This window comes from Finegoldia sp. BIOML-A2, assembly GCF_009678315.1.
Classification (GTDB): Bacteria; Bacillota; Clostridia; order Tissierellales; family Peptoniphilaceae; genus Finegoldia; species Finegoldia magna.
The window spans coordinates 65,327-85,014 of sequence record NZ_WKZE01000005.1 but is presented as its reverse complement, the minus strand read 5'-3'; the positions used below and the strand labels follow the sequence as shown (position 1 = coordinate 85,014).

The window sequence follows — 19,688 nt, the reverse complement described above, 5'->3', positions numbered from 1 at the left end:
TTAACTCCTCCTTATGCAACTGATTATATCACTTTTAATTTCTCTATTCAATAAAGTTCTGTGCTAATCTACCTCACCCTATGGATTTTTAATCCCGAAACATCAAATGTCATCTGTCAAATGCCCTATTTAAAAGGGTCAAAAAACGGTATTTTTTAGCCTGTTTTTGACCCGATTTTCGTACTCAAACCACTACATGTTGTGGTTGACTCCTATTATTCCTTGTCCAAACCACAATACGTCATCAGAATTGCTGCTTCAACGTGTGTCGAGTTGCCTTGATAGCTATCAAAACTGCATTCTCAACTTGTTTATTATTGTCCAAACTTATATTCAAGTCATCATCTATAATTGGGAGCTTGAAAGTAATTGATTTTAGCCATTGTCCGTTAGGTTGTTTTTCTTTATAAACTTGAATTTCAGAAATCAAAGCTGTAATTAACTGCCTACGCTCTACATCATTCATGACTTTATAGAGTTTATCAAAATAGATCAGAGCCTTATATATGTTATCTCCTGTGAGTTTTTCAGCTTCAATAGTCTGTTTCTTTGCTTTCGCATCAATTAGTGATGATTCTAATTCATCTATTTTGTCATACATACGATAAAGTCTATCGTCTAAATCCTGTTTTCTTCTCTTATAATGCTTATCTTCAACATCTAAATTATCTATTTCCTCAATTAGCTTAAACTTTGTAGAATGACTCTTCCTCAATTCCTTTTGGTAATTATCTATTTCTTTTTCTATTTCAGAGGTGTCCACCTTCATGTTGATTTTTTCTTGCATCATAGAAGCAAATTTCGGATTACTTACAATCTTGACAATCACTTCTGCAACAGCATCATCTAACAATTCTTCTCTAATTTGCTTACGGAATGTACACTTATGACCTCTTATCATCTGCCTATGTTTACAACCATAGTAATAGAAATCTTTATATTTTGTGCCATCTTTCTTTTTCTTGGTACACTTGTTTCCAAACATTCCCACTCCACATATAGGGCATTTTACAATTCCAGAAAGCAAGTGTGTGCGTGTATCTTTTCCTTTATTCACATGCTCATATTTCTTTGCTTGAGATTTTAGCTTAACCTGAGCAGCTTGCCAAACTTCATCGGAAACTATAGCTTCATGTATCCCTTCAGATATTAGATATTCATCTTGTTCAACCTGCTTATATTCATTTCTTGTACCATGAACTTTTTCTAAAGTTCTTCTTCCAAATGCTATTTTCCCATTATATACAGGATTCTTTAATATCTTTCTTATAAGACCTGCATCAAACAAAGGATTCTTTCCATTCTGTCTTGGGATTTTTCTAATTCCATGATTCTCTAAGTATTTAGATAGCCCATTGGCTCCTATCGTAGTATTTACATACTGGTCGAAAATCGTTCTTATGGCAACTGCCTCTTCCTCATTTATAAACAGCTTGCCATCTTCAAGTTTATATCCATACGGAGCAAAGCCACCATTCCATTTTCCTTCCCTTGCTTTCTGAATGCGACCTTCCATTGTTTGAATACGAATGTTTTCTCTTTCTATTTCAGCCACAGCTGATAAAACAGAAATCATTAGTTTCCCGGCATCTTTAGATGAATCAATGCCATCTTCAACGCAGATAAGATTAACTCCATAATCCTGCATTATCTGAAGTGTAGAAAGAACATCAGCGGCATTTCTTGCAAATCTTGATAACTTAAACACAAGAACAAAAGACACTCCATCTTTTCCAGATTTTATATCTTCCATCATTCGATTGAACTGTATTCTACCTTCAATAGATTTACCAGACTTTCCGGCATCTTCATACTCTCCGACAATTTCGTAATCGTTGTAAATAGCAAAAGCTTTCATTCGTGATTTTTGTGCCTCTAACGAATATCCCTCTATCTGTATTGACGTAGATACTCGTGTATAGAGGTATACTTTTATTTTTTCTTTTGACATAGCATTAACCTCAATATAACTTTTCTATATCATATATAAACTTTGATTTTTTAATTTAAGTTTGGACTATTATTTCAAGTATATTATAACACTTTTATTAGTCCGTCTCAATTTGTGTTTTTGCCTTGTCAAAACTATTTTTCATCTCTTGATTTTTTGCTGGCGTTGGATCGGGCAGATTATCTAAATCTAAAGCACCAGCATATTTTGCAATCAGATTTGCTATTAAATCAGCCAATCCATTCCAGTCATTGTCCAATATATACCTCCTCTAAAGTTTTATATCTAATAATTATTTGTTTATTTAAGTTTTACGACATTGACAAGTGCTTTGGATTAGCAACATAGGAATCTCACCTCCGCCTCTATTCCGGATGAGCCGGCTTCAACCTTAGAAGTATCATTATCCTCATTTTCTTCATAGCGGATAGGGTATCCCTCCCTATATTCAAACTCTTACTTATCGCTCACTTTCTTTTTGCTTAACAGTACTTGGTTTGCCGAATTATTCAGCAGAAAGATCTTGGCGGCTAGGTTATTACGCTCCAAAAATAATTAACGTCTTGTCTTGGTCTATTCAATTGTTAAGGTTCAAAATTTATCGAGGGTTATTTTTAAAATTTGATCATCAGAAAATATTTATCTTGATGAAACAAAATTCTATAAATTACTCTCTTATACTTAACAGTGAAAAGAAGCCTTTCTTGGTAACTAATTTTGAAATAGAATTTGCTTATATAAAAAGGTCCAATTCCCACTGCATGAGTAGCAGTGAAAATTAGACCCTCTTAGTAACTGTCATCTAAAAGTCTTCTAGCATTTCTTTAATTTTCTAATCGCCTTTTAAGTGTCATATTTATATTTTTATTATCTCTGGCATACTTTGATACCTTTTTAGACTTAACGTCTTTAATAATGGCTTTCCACCTCTTTTTATCTATAAAGATTCTCCTACGTCATAGTTCATTTTTTTATTTAAACCTTTCTGTCTTAGTTTGTCTTTATCTTCTTCATACCATTTTAAGATTGTCACATAGTGGTTTTGATAAGTTTTGCCGCTGCTTTCCATGTATCTGGATAGTTTACTTATCATTATGTCTGTGTGTGAGTTTAATTTTTCTTTAAGATTTTTATATTCTTCTTTGCTTAACCTTACATTTTTGTATTGTCCATAAAAGATGGGGGTGGACTGTTCTTCTCTCCCCTTATCTATACTAACCTTATCTAATCTACCCTTACCTATACTGGGTTGACCACTTGACAACCTTTGGTTAACCAGATGACAACCAACTTTTTCTTCTGAAATATATGCTCCATTTTCCGTTTGATAAAGCTGCTGTTTCTGCTCTATATACATTGTTGGCTTATATCTGTCTTTTCTGATAAAGTTATTTATCTTCCAATGAGTAATGACTATAATTCCCTGATCAAAAACTATCAAAAAGCCTTTGGCAATAAGTATTTTTAGGTCATCTTCATTTGCTCCTATGATTTTGATGATTTTCTTAGGATTATTTACAAACCCGTCATCATCTGCTCGCATTGATAGATGAAAATACAGGCATTGACTACTTAGTGGCATATCCAAAAATAAGTCGCTATCCACTATCTTTAGTGAAAACATTCTTTTATCTGCCATGCTCTCCTCCCTTTCTTCAAATAAAAAAAGACGATAGTTTTTACTTCTACCGCCTTGCGTACATTTATTATGTTTTCAAATTTATTTTAGTTCGTTTTCAATTTCTTCTATGGTTGGTAATGCTCCCTTTAACCTTTCATGAATTAAGTTTTGTAGTTGATATTCTGAAATTCCAATAGGCTCTCTGGAGCTTTCAGAAGCATATTTTGCCAATACATTATCCTTTGTCTTACAGATTAAAAGACCTATTGTTTGATTATCCCCATCTCCCTTTAATATATGGTTTACAGATGTTACATAGGTTCCAAGTTGTCCTATATCCGCAGGTTTAAATGCGGAAATTTTAACCTCCACAACTACATAGCAATGTAGCTTAATGTTGTAGAATAACATATCAATAAATTCTTCTGAATTTCCAACTACAAGTCTATATTCTCTGCCCACGAACGAAAAACCTGTCCCTAGCTCCAATAAGAATTTTTGAATATTATCCATCAAAGCGTCTTTCAATTCTTTTTCGTCATAATTTTGCCTTATAGCTATAAAGTCAAAATTATACGGATCTCTTGTCATTTCATTGGCTAAATCACTTTGGGTCGCAGGCAAATTATTTGTGAAATTTGTTATTGCTTTTCCTTGTCTCTCAAATAGATCTGTATCCAAGAAATTTAAAAGCACAGCTCTACTCCAGCTATTTTCTAATGTCTTAGATATAAAGAAAAATGCTTTATTTAAATTTCCCTCACATCTATCCATAATATATCTTTGATGTCCCCATGGGATACTAAAAATCATATTAAAATCTCCGCCGACTTTAGATATTTGTAATTCGTCCACAGCTTGTGGACGATTTAATGGCGAATACATTTCATAAAATTTTTTCATATATTTTAAATTAGTAACAGAAAATCCTTTAACATTTGGAATTTCATTTTTTAAATCCGAACTTAATTTTTTATAGAATCCGCTTCCCCATCTGCTTTCTGCCTTTAAGCTAATAATTTCTTCACCTAAACTATAATAAAACTTTAGCATTTCAGAATTAACCGAAACTGCTGCTTTAAGTTGCCTGCTTGTATATGATCTTTTTATTTTCTCAAGCATTTTTATATATTCACTATCTCCTATAATAGCTAAATCTTTTTTATCCATTCTCATCACTCCAATCTGATTCTTTTTATTTTATTCTATCTCTTTCACCAATGGTGGGAGTTTTAATTTTTTATTATAATCAGCTTACAGTTAACAAGCTCATTTTATCATTACACATTTAGTTTAATTAATGTGATTATACCAAAAATGTTAAATCTTTTCTATCTCTCCCTCTATCTCTTTATCTATCTCTATATCTTTCTCTATCTCTTGTCGGACATGGGTTGGACTCATTAAGGACAATATCCTATGTTTATTTTGTCTGTGAAAAATGCCTCTTTTAATTTTATCCAATAATATCTTTTGTTTGTTGCCATATCTGCTCCTTTCTTGATTTTCGATAATCGAAATTCTTGATTTCCGATTTTCGGAATTCTGGACTTCTGCTTTTTGGAAGTCTTGTTATTATGGTTATTTAAGGATGTAACTTTTCGTTACTCCCTTAGATTTCTCTGGTCATATCTTTTTTGTTTGGTTTTACTTTTTCTTTTACTTTCCTTTTGACCTTCTCTTTTGTCTTATCCTTGTTCTTAGATAGGTCTTTGTATTTCTTTATTTGTTTTAGGATACTTTCTTTTTCTTTTTTATTTTCCTTGCCTATGACTTGTTTAAAGGCATATTCCATTACTTTTATGTCTTTGGCTTGGAAGAATATTTCATAGTTGTTTGTTTCTTTGTTTTTCATTACTGAGAAACTTACTCCAAGTTTGTTTAGTTCTTTTTTTAAGTATTTGAGGTCGCTTTGATCTATGCTTATATTTTCTAGTTGTCCTTTCTTGTAGAGGTCTTTTATTTTCATTTCATCGCCCATAAGACTTTTTAGGTTTCCATTTGCTTTTTCTAAAGTACCATTCATCTTTTTTCTTATTTCTTTGTCTAAGTTGATTGATTCTTTTGCTGCCTTTATTGTGTATGTTATTATGGTTTGTGCTGCTTGACCTGCTTCTTTGCTTATTTCTTCGTTTATCATGTTTTATCTCCTTTGTTTGAATTAAAAAAAGGGAAGTATAGGCTTTAATTTTTCTATACTTCCCTTTGATTGTTTTTATTTGATTGTTTGTGGTGGTGGAATGCTTTATTTTGATGTTTTTATATATTTCTTAGGTCTTTGTACCTTTTATACTTTTAAATAGCTTACAATACCTTTCCACCTTTAGTAGTTTGTGTGTGTTCTTTTGTCTGATAGATAGTTTTTCATGTTGGAATATAAAACTTGTATTTCTTCATTGCTCATCGCTTTTATTTCTTCTGTGCTTTTATATGTTTTGTATGTTCCATCTTGATCTACTTTTATGAATTCATTTATTAGCTCTTGCCTTTTATTCATCTCTATTACCTACTAGATCTGCCTTTATTTTCTTGCTCATATTATAGCTTGGATAAGATATTTTTACCAGGTCTTATCTTTCTTGATTTTCGATAATCGAAATTCTTGATTTCCGATTTTCTTAAATTCTGGACTTCTGCTTTTTGGAAGTCTTGTTATTATGGTTATTTAAGGGTGTAACTTTTCGTTACTCCCTTAAATTTCTCTGGTCATATCTTTTTTATATTTTGAACTTCTAACATCTTCCATCTCTTTCATAAATAATATTAATCATTAACAGCAATTGGCTTTGCATAATAAACAAAGATCATTGCGTCATATAAATCTTTTGGAACTTCCTTTACCCTATAAGTCGTTGGCATGAATTTCATAAGAGGAGAATATCCTTCACCCAGACTTATCATGTTGATTTCTTTATTTATAAGGTCAAAAGTTTCTCCATCTTTAACTTTTGTAAAATCTAAATAATATTTTCCTTTAAATTTTCTCGCACTGTAAGCTAAAGGATCAGCAGATACAAAGACATGGTTTGACCTCTTGTTATCTGGACCAGCCACATTGATATTAACAATTCCCTTATAAAAGTCTGTTCCAATAATAAAATATTTTTCTCCAAAAATTTTCTTTAAGTGAGACCCCATTGGCTCATAAAATTTTTCACTTTTTGCAATGTGACCGTTGTGTCCAGAAATTAAAAGCATCTTATTTCCCTTTGATTTTTCAAAATCACTTATCCATTTAACATTCTCAGCCATAAGCTCATCTCTAACATTATTTACTTTTACATAGTCATTAAAATCTAATTCGTAATATTTTATGCTATTTAATATATTTGTAAGAGCTCTTGAAGCTATTTTTGCATCTGAAGAGGATAGGGCGTCTGCATAAGCTTTTATCTCTAACAACAAAGCTTCCTTATCTTTTATCTGTGAAATCTTAATTTTTTCATCTTTTATAAAAGAAAGCTCCTTTTTCAAGTCTTTTTCTTGTAATATATTATTTTCCTTACAAAAATCTAATATTAAATCAATAGATTTTTCTGGATTTTGCATGTCAAAGCCGTAAAAAGAAAGTTTGTCCTCATCCTTGGCTTTTTGATTGTAGTCAAACATATAATTTATAAGATCGCTCATATTCTTTGTGTGATAAATATTAAAAGAAAAAATTCTTGAAATATTTTCATCTCTCTTGTTTCCGTGAATGTAATTGTTGATTATCATTCCTTCGCCAAAATCAGCTTCAATAGCAAAGCTCTTTAAATTATTTTTTTCAACTAAAGTCTTTAAAACTTCTAATTTTAAATCTTGAAAATCAGAATTCCCGTGAGCCGCTTCCCCAAGTCCAACGACTTGTATATTGTCATCTAAGTTTATTTGGCTTACAGCTTTGCCATAGTCTTCTATATCAGAAATATTTTTTCTGGCATTTAACTTCGGAAGATTAATCCATAAAAAATCTCCAATCCCTATAAGAATAATAAGGGATACTAAAAAAATTAAAATTCCTTTAAATATTTTCTTTATCATTTTCTCACCTCTTACTACATTTTTTTAATATTTTATCATACTGTTGCTTCTTCTTTTTCTGCTTCCATTTTCGCTTTTGCTGCCTTTATTGTGTATGTTATTATGGTTTGTGCTACTTGACCTGCTTCTTTACTTATTTCTTCGTTTATCATGTTTTTCTCTCCTTTGCTTGTTTTTATTTGGTTGTTGGTAGTGGTGGAATGCCTTATTTTGATGTTTATATAGCTTTCTTAGGTATTTGTACCTTTTATACTTTAAAATAGCTTACAATGCCTTTCCACCTTTAGTAGTTTATGTGTGTTCTTTTGTCTGATAGATAGTTTTTCATGTTGGAATATATAATCTGTATTTCTTCATTGTTCATTGCTTTTATTTCTTCTGTGCTTCTATATGTTTTGTATGTTCCATCTTGATCTGCTTTTATGAGTTCATCTATTAGCTCTTGTCTTTTATTCATCTCTATTACCTCCTAGATCTGCCTTTATTTTCTTGGTCATATTATAGCTTGGATAAGATATTTTTACCAGGTCTTATATTTCTTGATTTTTATAATAGTCTTTAGTCATTTGTCTTTTTTTATTAAAGCTATCACTATCTTGCTTATACTCTTTTATCTTTTCTATGATGCTTTCTTTTTCTCCTCTCTTGATTGCCTTGTCAATTTCTATTGATAGGTCGATACCATATTCTTTGTTCACTACTTCTACTGCATATTTAATATGATTTATTTCCTTGTATCTTTCCCTTATCTTTTCTGACTCTGTATTTAATTTACTGATTTCATCTTCTAAGTTTTTAATTTCTCCTAACCATTCTTTTTCTCTTAAATTTTTCTTTCCACTGATTTTTTCAATTAAGGTTCTTGCCCTTATATATTGGTCTATTTCCTTTTGATTATTCTTGTAGAAGCTTTCTTTGAATATTTTCTTGCTTTCATATTCTTGGTAGGTTGCTTTTGTTTTTCTTACAGTCTTTGCATAGGCTAAGCACTTATTAAGGTCTTCTATCTTTTGACTATTTTCTTTTATGGTCTTATATATTTCAGAGTTTTTACTTCTTAGGGTGTTTATATGTCCTTGTAGGTCTGATATGGTTTTTATTTTATTTTCTCTTAGATAATTTATTCCACTTGCATATCTTTTTAGATCATAGATTGCCTTGTTTCTTTTACCATAAAATGATAATTCAGCTCTATTATTTTCTTGCATTTCTTGATAAAAGCTTAAATATTCATAGAGGTTAAAGAATCCTGATTCATTTTCGATTTGCTTTTTACTTTGGTCTTTGTATTCTCTATATGATTCTTTTAGCTTATCTTTGAAGTCTGCTAACCAAGATGTTATTTTCTTTATTTCATTGCCTATGTTTTTTAATAGTTCATTCTGTTTTTTTATTTCACGATTTATATCTCCTTTTTCTGTTCTTATTCCTTTTCTTTCCATTGCACTAGCACTTGCTCCTAGATGTATTGTTGGTATTTGTTTTATGCCTTGCCTTTTAAAACTTCTATGGTCTACTCTTTTTTCTATCTTATTTTTTTCTAGATATTCATTGCAAAGGTCTGAAAAATTTTCTCTCCATTTTTCTACATTGCCCTTATCATTCCAGGTTGTTAGTTCTACCTTTCTCGTCTTAGGTTTTCCATTTTTGTTTAATACTTTTTCTCCTTTTTCATCTAGGATATATTCTTTTTTACTTTTTTGCCCCCATGTTCCATCTTCATTTATTGGTCTTACTATGGTCATTATATGAGCATGAATATTTTTATTTCCCTCTCTACTTTCATCATGAATTGCTAGGTCTACTATCATTCCCTCTTTTACAAAGTTGGTTTGTATATATTCTTCTATCATCTTTTTATTTTCTTCTATGCTTAACTCTTTTGGTAGGGATATTATAAAGTTTCTTGCAAGTTGGGCATTAGAGTTTTTCTCAAATAGTTCTACCGAGTTCCACAAGGTTTTTCGATTTTTATATTCTTTTGGTGCGTGATCTGGTAAATATATTTCTTTGCTTATTACTCCTTGTTTTTTTGTATAGTCATGGGTTACTCCGTCCCATTCATTTTTTATTTTTTCTCCACTTATATATGCTGCACTTGCTACTGCACTTTTGCCTTTTCCTCTTGATATTATGTTTACTGAAAAATGAAAACTGTCAGCCATTTTTATCACTTCCTTTCTTTCTTGTTGTTTTAGGTGGAGGCTTAATAGATTTTTTATATCCACTTTGTGAATGAGCGTTTTGAAATGATAGAATAGAAAAAGCCGACTACTGAATTAATTTTTGTTGTTTCAGTATGTCGGCTTAATTGTTACTTTCATTTCAAATTTTAAAAGTCAAGGGCGAGCGTTAGCGAGTTTATTTACCCTTGACTTTTAAAAAGCGAATGGTTGTTGGTCCCTGCAAGGGTTTGGCTCCGCAGGACGCAAGCACCCTTTAGGGTGTATAATTGCGCCCTTAGAAAATCTAAGGGAGATTTGGTTATTTTATTTTTCTTAATTTTGTCTCATTATTTTAAGTGTTTCTTTAAATTCTTTTGTCTTTGTTACTTCTTCTAGTAGGATTTTTATTTCTTCATCTGTTAGTTCTTCTGCATTTTCTATAAGGCTTTCTAAGATTGCTCCTCTTGTTATGAGCCTATGTGTTCTTTCTTTTCTTCTTTTCACTATGTCTTGTTTCAATATCTTCTTTTCTTGATTTTTTAGTTGCCTTAATCTTTCTTCTGTATCATCAATTTTATCTTTTATTCCTTTTGATTCTTGTCTTATTTGATCTAATTTTTTCATGCAAAACCCCTTCCTTGTAATATAAAAAGAGATAACATTTCTGCTATCCCTTTTAAAGTTTCACTATTAAAATTTTATGTCTTTTGAAATATCATCTATGGTTCTATAATGATTTTCTATTTCTTCTTGATTCTTTTCTTCTTTGTTCTTCTCTTCTTCTATGGTCTATCCTAATAACTTATACTTTTGTGAGATAAGTTCAGTATTGGTAGGGTAAAGTTTAAAAAGTTTTTTGACATCACAAAGTTTATACTGAGTAAGATTAATCTCCGTGTTAACTTGTTTTAGATCCTTATCATTTTGTAATATTCCTACCAATCTCAACATTTATCCCTTTTATTCTATTTACCAAATCCCGCCTCCTAAAAATAGACATGAAAAAGCACCTATAGTTTTGTAAAATAGGTGCCGAAATTTATTTTTTAACTTTTAACTTCTTAATAATCAATAATCCAATTATAACAGTTAACCAATAGAAAACCACACATAGAAATATTATTAATAACATTTCTTTTGTATGAGTCTTATTCATATCATATTGCAAAAAATAAAAACCACCTATAACAATAAGTATAACGATATTATACATTAAGGCTCTTAAGATTGGATTTTTCATTATATTCTCTCTTCTTTCATTGTTAATATTGACTATCAATTTTATTTTGATGCTTTCGAATCTATTTGTCAATATTTTTTAATTTTATCAAAATCTTCCTGCACTGCTATTTACTTGTATTTAAAGTCATTATTGTTATTTGGAAACGAACATGCAAAACAGCACATTTCACATTCACCTGTACATTTATCAGACAATAGTATTGTAACCGTATTAGGCTTAATTCTAAATTTCATAATATAATCACCTTCTTCTATGTTTTTGTATCAATACTTATGTCGAGTTTTTACATATTGTTTTTCAAATACAAACTATAATACTGTGTCAATTCTTATTCTCAAACTATAATATAAATAAATCTCCGTTCTTATACCTCTGAGGATTCATATAATTTATCACAATTAAACCTCCCTTTATTTTAAGAAATAACATAAATTAGTAATGCATTTTGCTAATTATTACTACAATTTGAGCCTAAACATTTATAATGTCCTCTACCATCTAAGTCAAATATTTGGTATATACAAACGTCCAAAGCATTTGCTATATCGTTAGCAGTTTTTAGGCTCGGAATCGTTTTTCCTGTTTCTATTTTATTTATACTTGTCCTAGATATTCCCACTTTTTTACCAAGTCTATGTTGTGATAAACCTAGAGGTTTTTGGACTTCAACAAATTTATTATATTTACCATAATTATTTGAAATTTTATCTCTTCAATCTATTATTTTTTTTATTTAATTATATGCCTGACCTGGAATTTATTTATCTTTTAAGAAAATTTTTTCATAGTTTATATATAGGAGTAAATTTAATATTAAATATATGATTACCGTTACAGCGGCTCCATCTTTTAATGCCTCTACTATAAATATTTTTCTAATTAATATTTTCCAAATTAAAAATGATATTATCCAAATTAAAGGGAATAAAACTTCTATATATAATAATTGTTTTTTATTCATGATCTATCTCCTTTTATATATTATAATAAATTTTTCCCCAAAAAATAACCCACACTTTTGTGGGGTTATTAGAAGTTACTCTGTGTTATATGGTTAACACTTTTGATTAATGATGACTTAAGTTCTTTTTTAAGCAGCAAATCACAAAGTTCTAGAGATTTTTCTATATATTCTGTATAATTTATCGCTCCGAGTTTATATTTTGAAATTCCCAACATATAGTACAACAAAATTACCCTATTATAATTATTAATGGAAGAACTTAGCTCAAGAGCCTTATAAGAAATATTTACTGATTCTTTATAGGAAGAAGTCATATAAAAAAATCTTGCTTGGTTGTATAAGATATTGATATAATTAGGATTATATGGATCTAAATTGTTTAATAAATTATCCAAAATTTTACTTGCATTATTTATATCTTCTGTATTCACATAAATTTCAGATAGCTTTGTCATTATTCTTATTTCAATATCACTGGTAGGAATGTAAGATAGGATGTTTACCTCATTGTCTTTAAGTCTAAGAGCTTTGATTAAATAATCTCTACATTTTTCCTCTTCGTGTTTCACTTCATTTTCATATATTGCTTTATAATATAGAATATATTGATTCAATGTATTATTATACCTATTAGGCAAATTTACATCTACGCCTTCCAATTCTTCGATATCTTTACTGAGAGTTTGATAGTTGGTATTTGATAAATTTCTGTCTATATTATTAATCTTCTTGTTGATCGTCTCCCATGAGGATCCCTTCTCGTACATCAAGGTAATTTCGAAATCTATTCCTAGAGCATTTAATATATCATCTAAATTATCAAATCTTGGATTATTGTAATTATTCTCGATTCTGCGAATGCTTTCTTCACTAATATCTACAATTTTTGACAAATCTTTTTGAGATAACCCCTTACTCTTTCTTATTCTTTTTATCTCAATTCCTATATACTCGTAATCACTAAACATGTTCACTCCTTAATTATTCTTTATATTAACATACTTTAAAAATATATCTACAATATTCATTTTACTAGTATACTTATTCTGTAGAAAGCCTACAGTTGATACTAAGTCATCTAGAAAAAAGAAGGGTTGTTATAAACATCTACACATACCATGACTAGAGTAATAATGATGCATAAAAATTTGCTTATTTCCTAGAATAGCTAAATCTATAAGACTTTGATATTCTCAAATAAAACTAACCCAAGAAAATATTTCCTTTTTTGATCACAATAAAGAAGAAATCCTAGTTTTTTTAACTAAGGCTGAGTAAAGTTTTTTGTTTAGATACCTCCTGATTATGGTATAGATAAACTACCTAATTATAGCATATAACATAGATTCCTTTCAATTATATGATTTACTGCGTTAAATTTAACAAAAAAATAAAGGCAATTCGAAGACAACCGTTATTTATCTCTCTGCACCTTTGCTATGGTCTTTCTTGTTTGATTTAGTTTTATCGTCTGTCTTAAAGCTTTTTATTTGCTCTAATATGGACTTTCTATACTTATCATAATAACATCCAAGTTTTAGTATAAAAAAAGACGATAGAGTTTTAAATTTCTATCGTCTGAGATTATCTAATATTTATTTTTCTTTAAAGTGATTTTATTGTATAGCTTAATAATTCTATTAATCCAATTATAAAAATTAAACTGGGATTCATTACAAACCCCAGTTTCATAATTAGCGTGTTCTTTTAATATAATTTTGTTTAAATTTCCCCCCTCTGCCCGTTCGTTTTTCTTATCTTTAAATAACTAATATATTTCATCTTAATAATATATTATAACACTTAGAGATATATACCTGCTATTTTACCAATCATTCAACTTACACTTCTAAAAATATGTTTACTTACTCTTAAACTTGCAATAAAAGAAGCTAACGCCCAAAATAAGCAGAACACCATAATAATATACAACAACGCCGTTCCAATACCAAGTAGGAATGTAATAAATGCAGAAAGTCGTATACAGTCATTCTTTTCTATTCAATCATTTTGAAGTGTCTCAAAGCATCCATGATGGCTTCTTCTTTTTCAGGTGTACACTGTGGAATAACTTGTTTCTCCTTTTTAGACTTGTTGTAATGTTCTCGTAATTCTATTCCACATTTCCTTTTTATCTGTGCAATATATAATGTCGAAACTTTTAATTCAAATTTATTCCAAACATATTCTTTGATTTGAGCATATGTTGCCTTACTTTCAGCACTTGTCAAATCAAGCTCATCCAGCTCAATTACAACGTCTATATACTTATCGACATCGAGTTTGGACAAAAGTGCTACCGTCTCCACGTGCATTGTCTTCTGGAACATATCCACGAGCTTCACATCCTCAACACCAAATCCATTTTCTGTTAAAAGTTTCAAATCCCTGGCTAGTGTTGCTGGGTCACAGGAGATGTAGACGAGTTTTTTTGCTGTGGATTTAATTATTGCTTCGACGACTTTCTCATCCATTCCTTTTCGTGGTGGGTCGACAAGGATTACATCGAAGTGTTCTTGTGTGAGTTTTCCTACGACGTTTTCTGATTTTTCTTCAATAAACTGAATGCTTTCCAGGTTGTTTAGTTTTTTGTTTTCGTTGGCATCTTTTACTGCATCTTTTACGACTTCGACTCCGATTGTGTTGTTGCCATTTCCAATGTACATTGTTGTGGTTCCGATTCCGCAGTAAAGGTCCAATATTCTGTCATTTGCCTCTGCATTCATCATTTGTTTTGCCGTGTCGTAGAGCAAACTTGTGTTGTATTTGTTTACTTGGAAGAATGATTTGGGGCTTATTATAAATGATAAGTCTCCAATTTTATCCACAAATTGTTTCTTCCTATAAATCAAATCAAAGTTTTTATTTTTCGCATAAATTTCTACGATGCTTTCTACAGATTTTAAATTTTCTAGCATTTCATCTGATAAATAATCCATGGAGATTTGGATTTCGTCGTTGTAATTGGATCTGATTTTAATTTCCGACACGCCATTCAAATCCTGATTTTCCAGCCAATTTATCATTTGATTGATTGCTTTTGATGCGATTTTGCAAGTGGATATTTGTGTTAGGTTGTGTGTTTTTCTGTTGTAATATCCAAGTTGTCCATTTTCCACTTTCAAATCTACTTTATTTCTGTAATAATACTCAGCGTTTGTGAGTATGTCGACATCTTTGATATCCAGCTTCGCGATTCGTTGCAATTTGTTGAGTACAGAATTTTTTTTGATTTCCAATTCTTTTTCATATGTAATGTCTTGCATGCTGCATCCGTCACATTCGTAGTAATGTGGGCAGAGCGGTTCTTGTTTATGAGGTGATTGTTGTATTGTTTTTGTTTTTGTTGCAAATATCAAATTCTTTTTTTCTTTTATTTTCTTTGCTTCGATTATTTCTCCAACACTTCCTCCATCTACGAACACTGTTTTTCCTTCGTATTTTGCAACACATCTTCCATCATCTATCATGTCTATTATTTCTAGTTTCATTTAATCACCTCTTTATCTTTTTATTATATCAAATTTGGATGTAAAAAAAGATTGGGACGCCCTGTTCCCAATCTCAATTTACAATATTATCGCTATTTTCTTTCAAATTGCGCGTTGTATAATTGTGCGTAGAATCCGTCTCTTGCCAATAATTCGTCGTGTTTTCCTTTTTCTACGATGTCTCCGTCTTTCATTACAAGTATCAAATCCGCGTTTTTGATTGTGGATAATCTGTGTGCGATTACAAATGATGTTCTTCCTTTTGCAAGTTCGTCCATTGCATCTTGAACGATTATTTCAGTTCTTGTATCCACGGAGCTTGTGGCTTCATCTAGTATCAACATTGGCGCATGACTTACCATTGCACGTGCGATTGTGAGTAGTTGAAGTTGTCCTTGAGACAATGATTGTTTGTCGTTTAAAATAGTGTCATATCCTTGTGGAAGTGTTCTGATAAAGTGATCCAAGTTTACGCGTTTGCACACGTCTATCAATTCTTCGTCAGTTATATCTTTTTCTCCGAATGTTATGTTTTCTCTGACACTTGCTTCGAATACCCACGAATCTTGAAGTACCATACAGAATTGATCTCTCAGATTCTCTCTGGATAAGTTTTTCGTATCAATTCCGTCTACCAATATTTGTCCGTCGTTTATTTCGTAAAATCTCATTAATAGATTTACAATCGTAGTCTTTCCGGCTCCAGTTGGACCAACGATTGCGATTTTTTCTCCTGGATTTACTTTTACGCTGAAATCTTTGATGATGATTTTTTCAGGATCATATCCAAATCTAACGTCTTTGAATTCGACTTCGCCTTTTGCTTTTTCTAATTTTTCAGTGACGTGTTCTTCTTCTAATTCTTTTTCGTTCAAAAATTCGAACACTCTCTCCCCTGCCGCTGCAGCTCTTTGCAAAGTGTTGAAGCTTTGTGCGATATCTGATAGAGGATTTGTGAACAGTCTTACATAAATCATAAAAGCTACTATAACCCCGAATGATATTTTGCCATTAATCGCCAATGCTCCACCGACTATGCAGACCATTACGTATGAAAAGTTTCCGGCAAATTGCATGATAGGCATCATAAGTCCGGACAAAAATTGTGATTTCCATGCACTAGTGTAAAGTTTAGTGTTTGTTTGTTCAAATTCATCTACGGCTCTTGCTCCTGCGTTGTAAGCTTTAATGACGTTGTGACCAGTGTACACTTCTTCGATTTGTCCGTTGATATCACCCAAGTTTTGTTGTTGTTCTTTGAAATATTTTTGTGATTTTTTCATTATTATTGTAATGAACACAAATCCCACAAGCGATGACAAAATCGTCGTTATCGTCAATATTCCCGAATTATAAATCATCATCACTACCGTTCCAATAAGCATTACGATACTTGTCAACAATGCTCCAACAGATTGGTTCAAGCTCTGACTTATTGTGTCCACGTCGTTTGTTACTCTACTCAGAATGTCTCCAAAAGTTGTGTTGTCAAAATAGCTAAATGGCAATCTATTGATTTTTTTTGCTATCTCTTCTCTGAATGATTTGGAGATTTTTTGCGTAACATCTGCCATGATAAATCTTTGCAACAAATTCAACACAAGTGAAGATATATAAAATATCAACAGCATCAACGATATTGATTTTACGCTATCCATGTCAATCGCAGTTACAACGGGTTTTCCTTTGACAATTTTAGGAAGTCCTTTTGTAATCTCATCTGTGATTAGTTTTAACTTATCAGGTCCAATTATTTGCAAAATTGTCGCTATTACGCTTGCCACAACTGCTATCAATATCAATGGAAAATAAGGCTTCAAATACCTTGCCATTTCTTTTAATGTTTTTTTGAATTTTTTCGGTTTTTCATTTACAGTTTGTCTAGGCATTTAATTCCTCCTCTGTTAATTGCGAGTAGGCTATTTCACTGTACACTTCACAATTTTTCAATAAATCTTTGTGTTTACCTATTCCTGCTATTTCTCCGTTTTCAAGTACGATTATTTGATCTGAATCCATTATCGAACCCACCCTTTGTGCGACAATAATAGTTGTGGCGTCGGGGCTTTTTTCTCTCAATTGATGTCTAAGTTCGCTATCCGTTTTGAAATCAAGTGCAGAGAAACTGTCGTCAAATAGATAAATATCTGGCTTTTTGTAGATTGCTCTGGCTATGGACAATCTTTGTTTTTGTCCACCAGAAACATTCTTACCTAATTGTGCGATTTCGTGGTCAAATTTTTCGTCAAATTTGTCGATAAACTCCATTGATTGCGAAGTATCTGCCGCTTGTTCTACTTTTTCATTATCCATACCATCTTCTGAAAATGAAATGTTCGATTTTACATTTCCTTTGAATAAGAATGATTTTTGGAAAACGGCGCCTATTTTTTCGTACAAAAATTTAAGCTTATACTTTCTAATGTCGATTCCTTGGATTTTTACGACACCTTCTGTTGCATCGTAAAATCTCAAAAGCAAATTCAAGATAGTGCTTTTACCAGAGCCTGTGGAACCTATTATAGCTACCTTTTCTCCTTTTTTCACCTTAAAATCAATATCCTTTAAAATATATTGCTCAGAATCTGTGTATTTGAAAGATACATTGTCAAACTCAATCTCATATTCGTAATCTTCATTTGATGTATCAACATCTCCATCTTTAATTGAAAGCTCTGTATCCAACACTTCGTTGATACGATTTGCAGAGATTTGTGCTCTTGGAATCATTATGAATATCATACTCATCATCATAAATGACATGACAACTTGCATTGCATACGAACTGAACACAACCATATTTGAGAACAAAACGTATTTGTCCATCATATTCGCAGCATTTATGAGTCCTGCCCCTATGAAATAAATCACAAGAGTTAGAACAGACATCCCCAAATTAATTGCTGGAAACATCGTACTCATTGCACGACTTGTGAACAGTTGAGTATTTGTCAATTCAACATTTGCTTCTTCAAACTTTCCTTCTCTAAATTCTTCAGAATTATACGCTCTTATAACTGCAAGTCCTGTCAAGTTTTCACGCAAAATCCTGTTGATATTATCTGTTAAAATTTGCATTATTCTGAATTTCGGCATAACCAAAACCATTAGAATTGCAACGAAAATGATTAAAATCAACACAGTGACAGCAGTCGCCATTGTCCATTCAAATCCCTTGTTGTAGATTTTCGTGATAGCCCACACAGCCATTATTGGAGCTTTAATCAAAATTTGTAATCCTATCACTATTACCATTTGAATTTGAGTAATATCATTCGTAGATCTAGTTATCAAACTTGCTGTGGAAAATTCGTTGATTTCTTTCATAGAAAAACTTTCCACCTTGGAAAATATTCTAGACCTCAAATCTTTGGAAAATGACGCCGATACCTTCGACGCCAAAAATCCTACGATAATTGCTGAAATCAAAGATCCGAATGCACACAATAGCATCCATTTTCCTTCGCCGATAATATCACTTACACTGTGACCCGGACTTTCTACATACATCGTGATCTTCGACATATAATCCGGAATTTTCAAATCCAAATACACTTGAGTAACGATAAACACAAAACTCAAAAGTATCTGCATCCATTGTTTTTTATTCAAATATCTAATTATTTTTATCAAAACTATCATCCATTTCTTTAAATTTATCTTCGCAAACCTTGCTTATCTTTGGCAGATTTTTAATAAGTTTGTCGATTATTCTGACGAAATTTTCAGAATCTTCTTCTCCCAAAGCATCAAACATTTGACCAAGAGCATACATTATCTTGTCCTCTGTTTCTTGGGCGACTTTTTCTCCTTTTTCAGTTAAACTTACCAAAGTTTTTCTTCTGTCGATTTTGTCGCCAGTTCTTGTTACAAGTTCGCGTTGTTCCAATTTTTTAATAATCGCTGCAACTCTCGCGCTGGAAATCCCCATAGCAAGTTCAATATCTTTCGGATAAGTCGATCCACCTTCCGATTTTATAAATCCCAAAGCCATGTTTTCTCCTCTTACAGAATCATTGATTTGTTTGTGAGGATGGTGCTTTCCAATGCTGTGCACGCATCTTATAACTTCTTTTGCTAATTTTTCATTCATAATATCACCTTTTACCTAATACTATTAGAATTATACGCCTATCAATAACCATTGTCAATGATTTTTTGAATATTTGTTTATTTCGTTCAAATTTAAAACAACCACCAAGATATTCTTGATGGTTGAATTCATAAAAT

At 31.3% G+C, this 19,688-nt stretch carries 18 protein-coding genes; all 18 read right to left on the bottom strand.

All coding sequences use genetic code 11. The features are described from left to right. Positions 1 to 244: 244 nt before the first annotated feature. The 18 genes from GKF99_RS05785 to GKF99_RS05705 all read right to left on the bottom strand — a co-directional run bounded on the left by GKF99_RS05785 (position 245) and on the right by GKF99_RS05705 (position 19,551). On the bottom strand, positions 245 to 1,951 hold the full coding sequence (locus tag GKF99_RS05785) for a recombinase family protein (RefSeq protein WP_154272869.1): 1,707 nt from the start codon (positions 1,949 to 1,951) through the stop codon (positions 245 to 247). 97 nt (positions 1,952 to 2,048) lie between these two features. After that, positions 2,049 to 2,210 carry a hypothetical protein gene (locus tag GKF99_RS05780; protein ID WP_002841033.1) on the bottom strand — a complete coding sequence of 54 codons (162 nt, stop codon included), beginning with the start codon at positions 2,208 to 2,210 and terminating at the stop codon, positions 2,049 to 2,051. Between the two features lie 678 nt (positions 2,211 to 2,888). After that, positions 2,889 to 3,590 (bottom strand): replisome organizer, encoded by a 702-nt coding sequence (locus GKF99_RS05775; protein WP_154272868.1) that lies wholly within the window; start codon positions 3,588 to 3,590, stop codon positions 2,889 to 2,891. A gap of 81 nt (positions 3,591 to 3,671) precedes the next feature. Continuing rightward, positions 3,672 to 4,742, bottom strand: a complete 1,071-nt coding sequence (locus GKF99_RS05770) for a PDDEXK nuclease domain-containing protein (protein ID WP_154272867.1) — start codon at positions 4,740 to 4,742, stop codon at positions 3,672 to 3,674. A gap of 442 nt (positions 4,743 to 5,184) precedes the next feature. After that, positions 5,185 to 5,712 (bottom strand): PcfB family protein, encoded by a 528-nt coding sequence (locus tag GKF99_RS05760; RefSeq protein ID WP_154272866.1) that lies wholly within the window; start codon positions 5,710 to 5,712, stop codon positions 5,185 to 5,187. A gap of 183 nt (positions 5,713 to 5,895) precedes the next feature. Beyond that, positions 5,896 to 6,069 carry a hypothetical protein gene (locus GKF99_RS08545; RefSeq protein ID WP_172976429.1) on the bottom strand — a complete coding sequence of 58 codons (174 nt, stop codon included), beginning with the start codon at positions 6,067 to 6,069 and terminating at the stop codon, positions 5,896 to 5,898. A 266-nt stretch (positions 6,070 to 6,335) separates the two neighbouring features. Then, positions 6,336 to 7,595: an erythromycin esterase family protein gene (locus tag GKF99_RS05755; RefSeq protein WP_154272865.1), complete on the bottom strand. Its 1,260-nt coding sequence runs from the start codon at positions 7,593 to 7,595 to the stop codon at positions 6,336 to 6,338. 283 nt (positions 7,596 to 7,878) lie between these two features. Then, the gene (locus tag GKF99_RS08540) at positions 7,879 to 8,052 is read right to left on the bottom strand and encodes a hypothetical protein (protein WP_021766406.1); all 174 of its coding nucleotides are present in this window, start codon (positions 8,050 to 8,052) and stop codon (positions 7,879 to 7,881) included. Positions 8,053 to 8,125: 73 nt separating this feature from the next. Next, the gene (gene mobQ / locus GKF99_RS05750; protein WP_154272864.1) at positions 8,126 to 9,760 is read right to left on the bottom strand and encodes a MobQ family relaxase; all 1,635 of its coding nucleotides are present in this window, start codon (positions 9,758 to 9,760) and stop codon (positions 8,126 to 8,128) included. Positions 9,761 to 10,093: 333 nt separating this feature from the next. Beyond that, positions 10,094 to 10,384 (bottom strand): DUF3847 domain-containing protein, encoded by a 291-nt coding sequence (locus GKF99_RS05745; protein ID WP_154272863.1) that lies wholly within the window; start codon positions 10,382 to 10,384, stop codon positions 10,094 to 10,096. A 726-nt stretch (positions 10,385 to 11,110) separates the two neighbouring features. Beyond that, positions 11,111 to 11,236: a hypothetical protein gene (locus tag GKF99_RS08825; protein ID WP_277752388.1), complete on the bottom strand. Its 126-nt coding sequence runs from the start codon at positions 11,234 to 11,236 to the stop codon at positions 11,111 to 11,113. 215 nt (positions 11,237 to 11,451) lie between these two features. Next, positions 11,452 to 11,706, bottom strand: a complete 255-nt coding sequence (locus GKF99_RS05735) for a helix-turn-helix domain-containing protein (RefSeq protein WP_172976430.1) — start codon at positions 11,704 to 11,706, stop codon at positions 11,452 to 11,454. A gap of 54 nt (positions 11,707 to 11,760) precedes the next feature. After that, positions 11,761 to 11,964, bottom strand: a complete 204-nt coding sequence (locus GKF99_RS05730) for a hypothetical protein (protein WP_154272862.1) — start codon at positions 11,962 to 11,964, stop codon at positions 11,761 to 11,763. 68 nt (positions 11,965 to 12,032) lie between these two features. Beyond that, positions 12,033 to 12,935 carry a helix-turn-helix domain-containing protein gene (locus GKF99_RS05725; protein WP_154272861.1) on the bottom strand — a complete coding sequence of 301 codons (903 nt, stop codon included), beginning with the start codon at positions 12,933 to 12,935 and terminating at the stop codon, positions 12,033 to 12,035. A 1,029-nt stretch (positions 12,936 to 13,964) separates the two neighbouring features. Next, positions 13,965 to 15,458, bottom strand: a complete 1,494-nt coding sequence (rlmD, locus tag GKF99_RS05720) for a 23S rRNA (uracil(1939)-C(5))-methyltransferase RlmD (protein WP_154272860.1) — start codon at positions 15,456 to 15,458, stop codon at positions 13,965 to 13,967. A gap of 92 nt (positions 15,459 to 15,550) precedes the next feature. Continuing rightward, the gene (locus GKF99_RS05715) at positions 15,551 to 17,347 is read right to left on the bottom strand and encodes an ABC transporter ATP-binding protein (RefSeq protein ID WP_154272859.1); all 1,797 of its coding nucleotides are present in this window, start codon (positions 17,345 to 17,347) and stop codon (positions 15,551 to 15,553) included. Continuing rightward, positions 17,340 to 19,100, bottom strand: a complete 1,761-nt coding sequence (locus GKF99_RS05710) for an ABC transporter ATP-binding protein (RefSeq protein ID WP_154272858.1) — start codon at positions 19,098 to 19,100, stop codon at positions 17,340 to 17,342. Before GKF99_RS05710 ends, GKF99_RS05715 begins: the two co-directional genes overlap by 8 nt. Beyond that, positions 19,075 to 19,551 (bottom strand): winged helix DNA-binding protein, encoded by a 477-nt coding sequence (locus GKF99_RS05705; RefSeq protein ID WP_154272857.1) that lies wholly within the window; start codon positions 19,549 to 19,551, stop codon positions 19,075 to 19,077. The genes GKF99_RS05710 and GKF99_RS05705 overlap by 26 nt, the downstream gene beginning before the upstream one ends. Between the last annotated feature and the right edge of the window lie 137 nt (positions 19,552 to 19,688).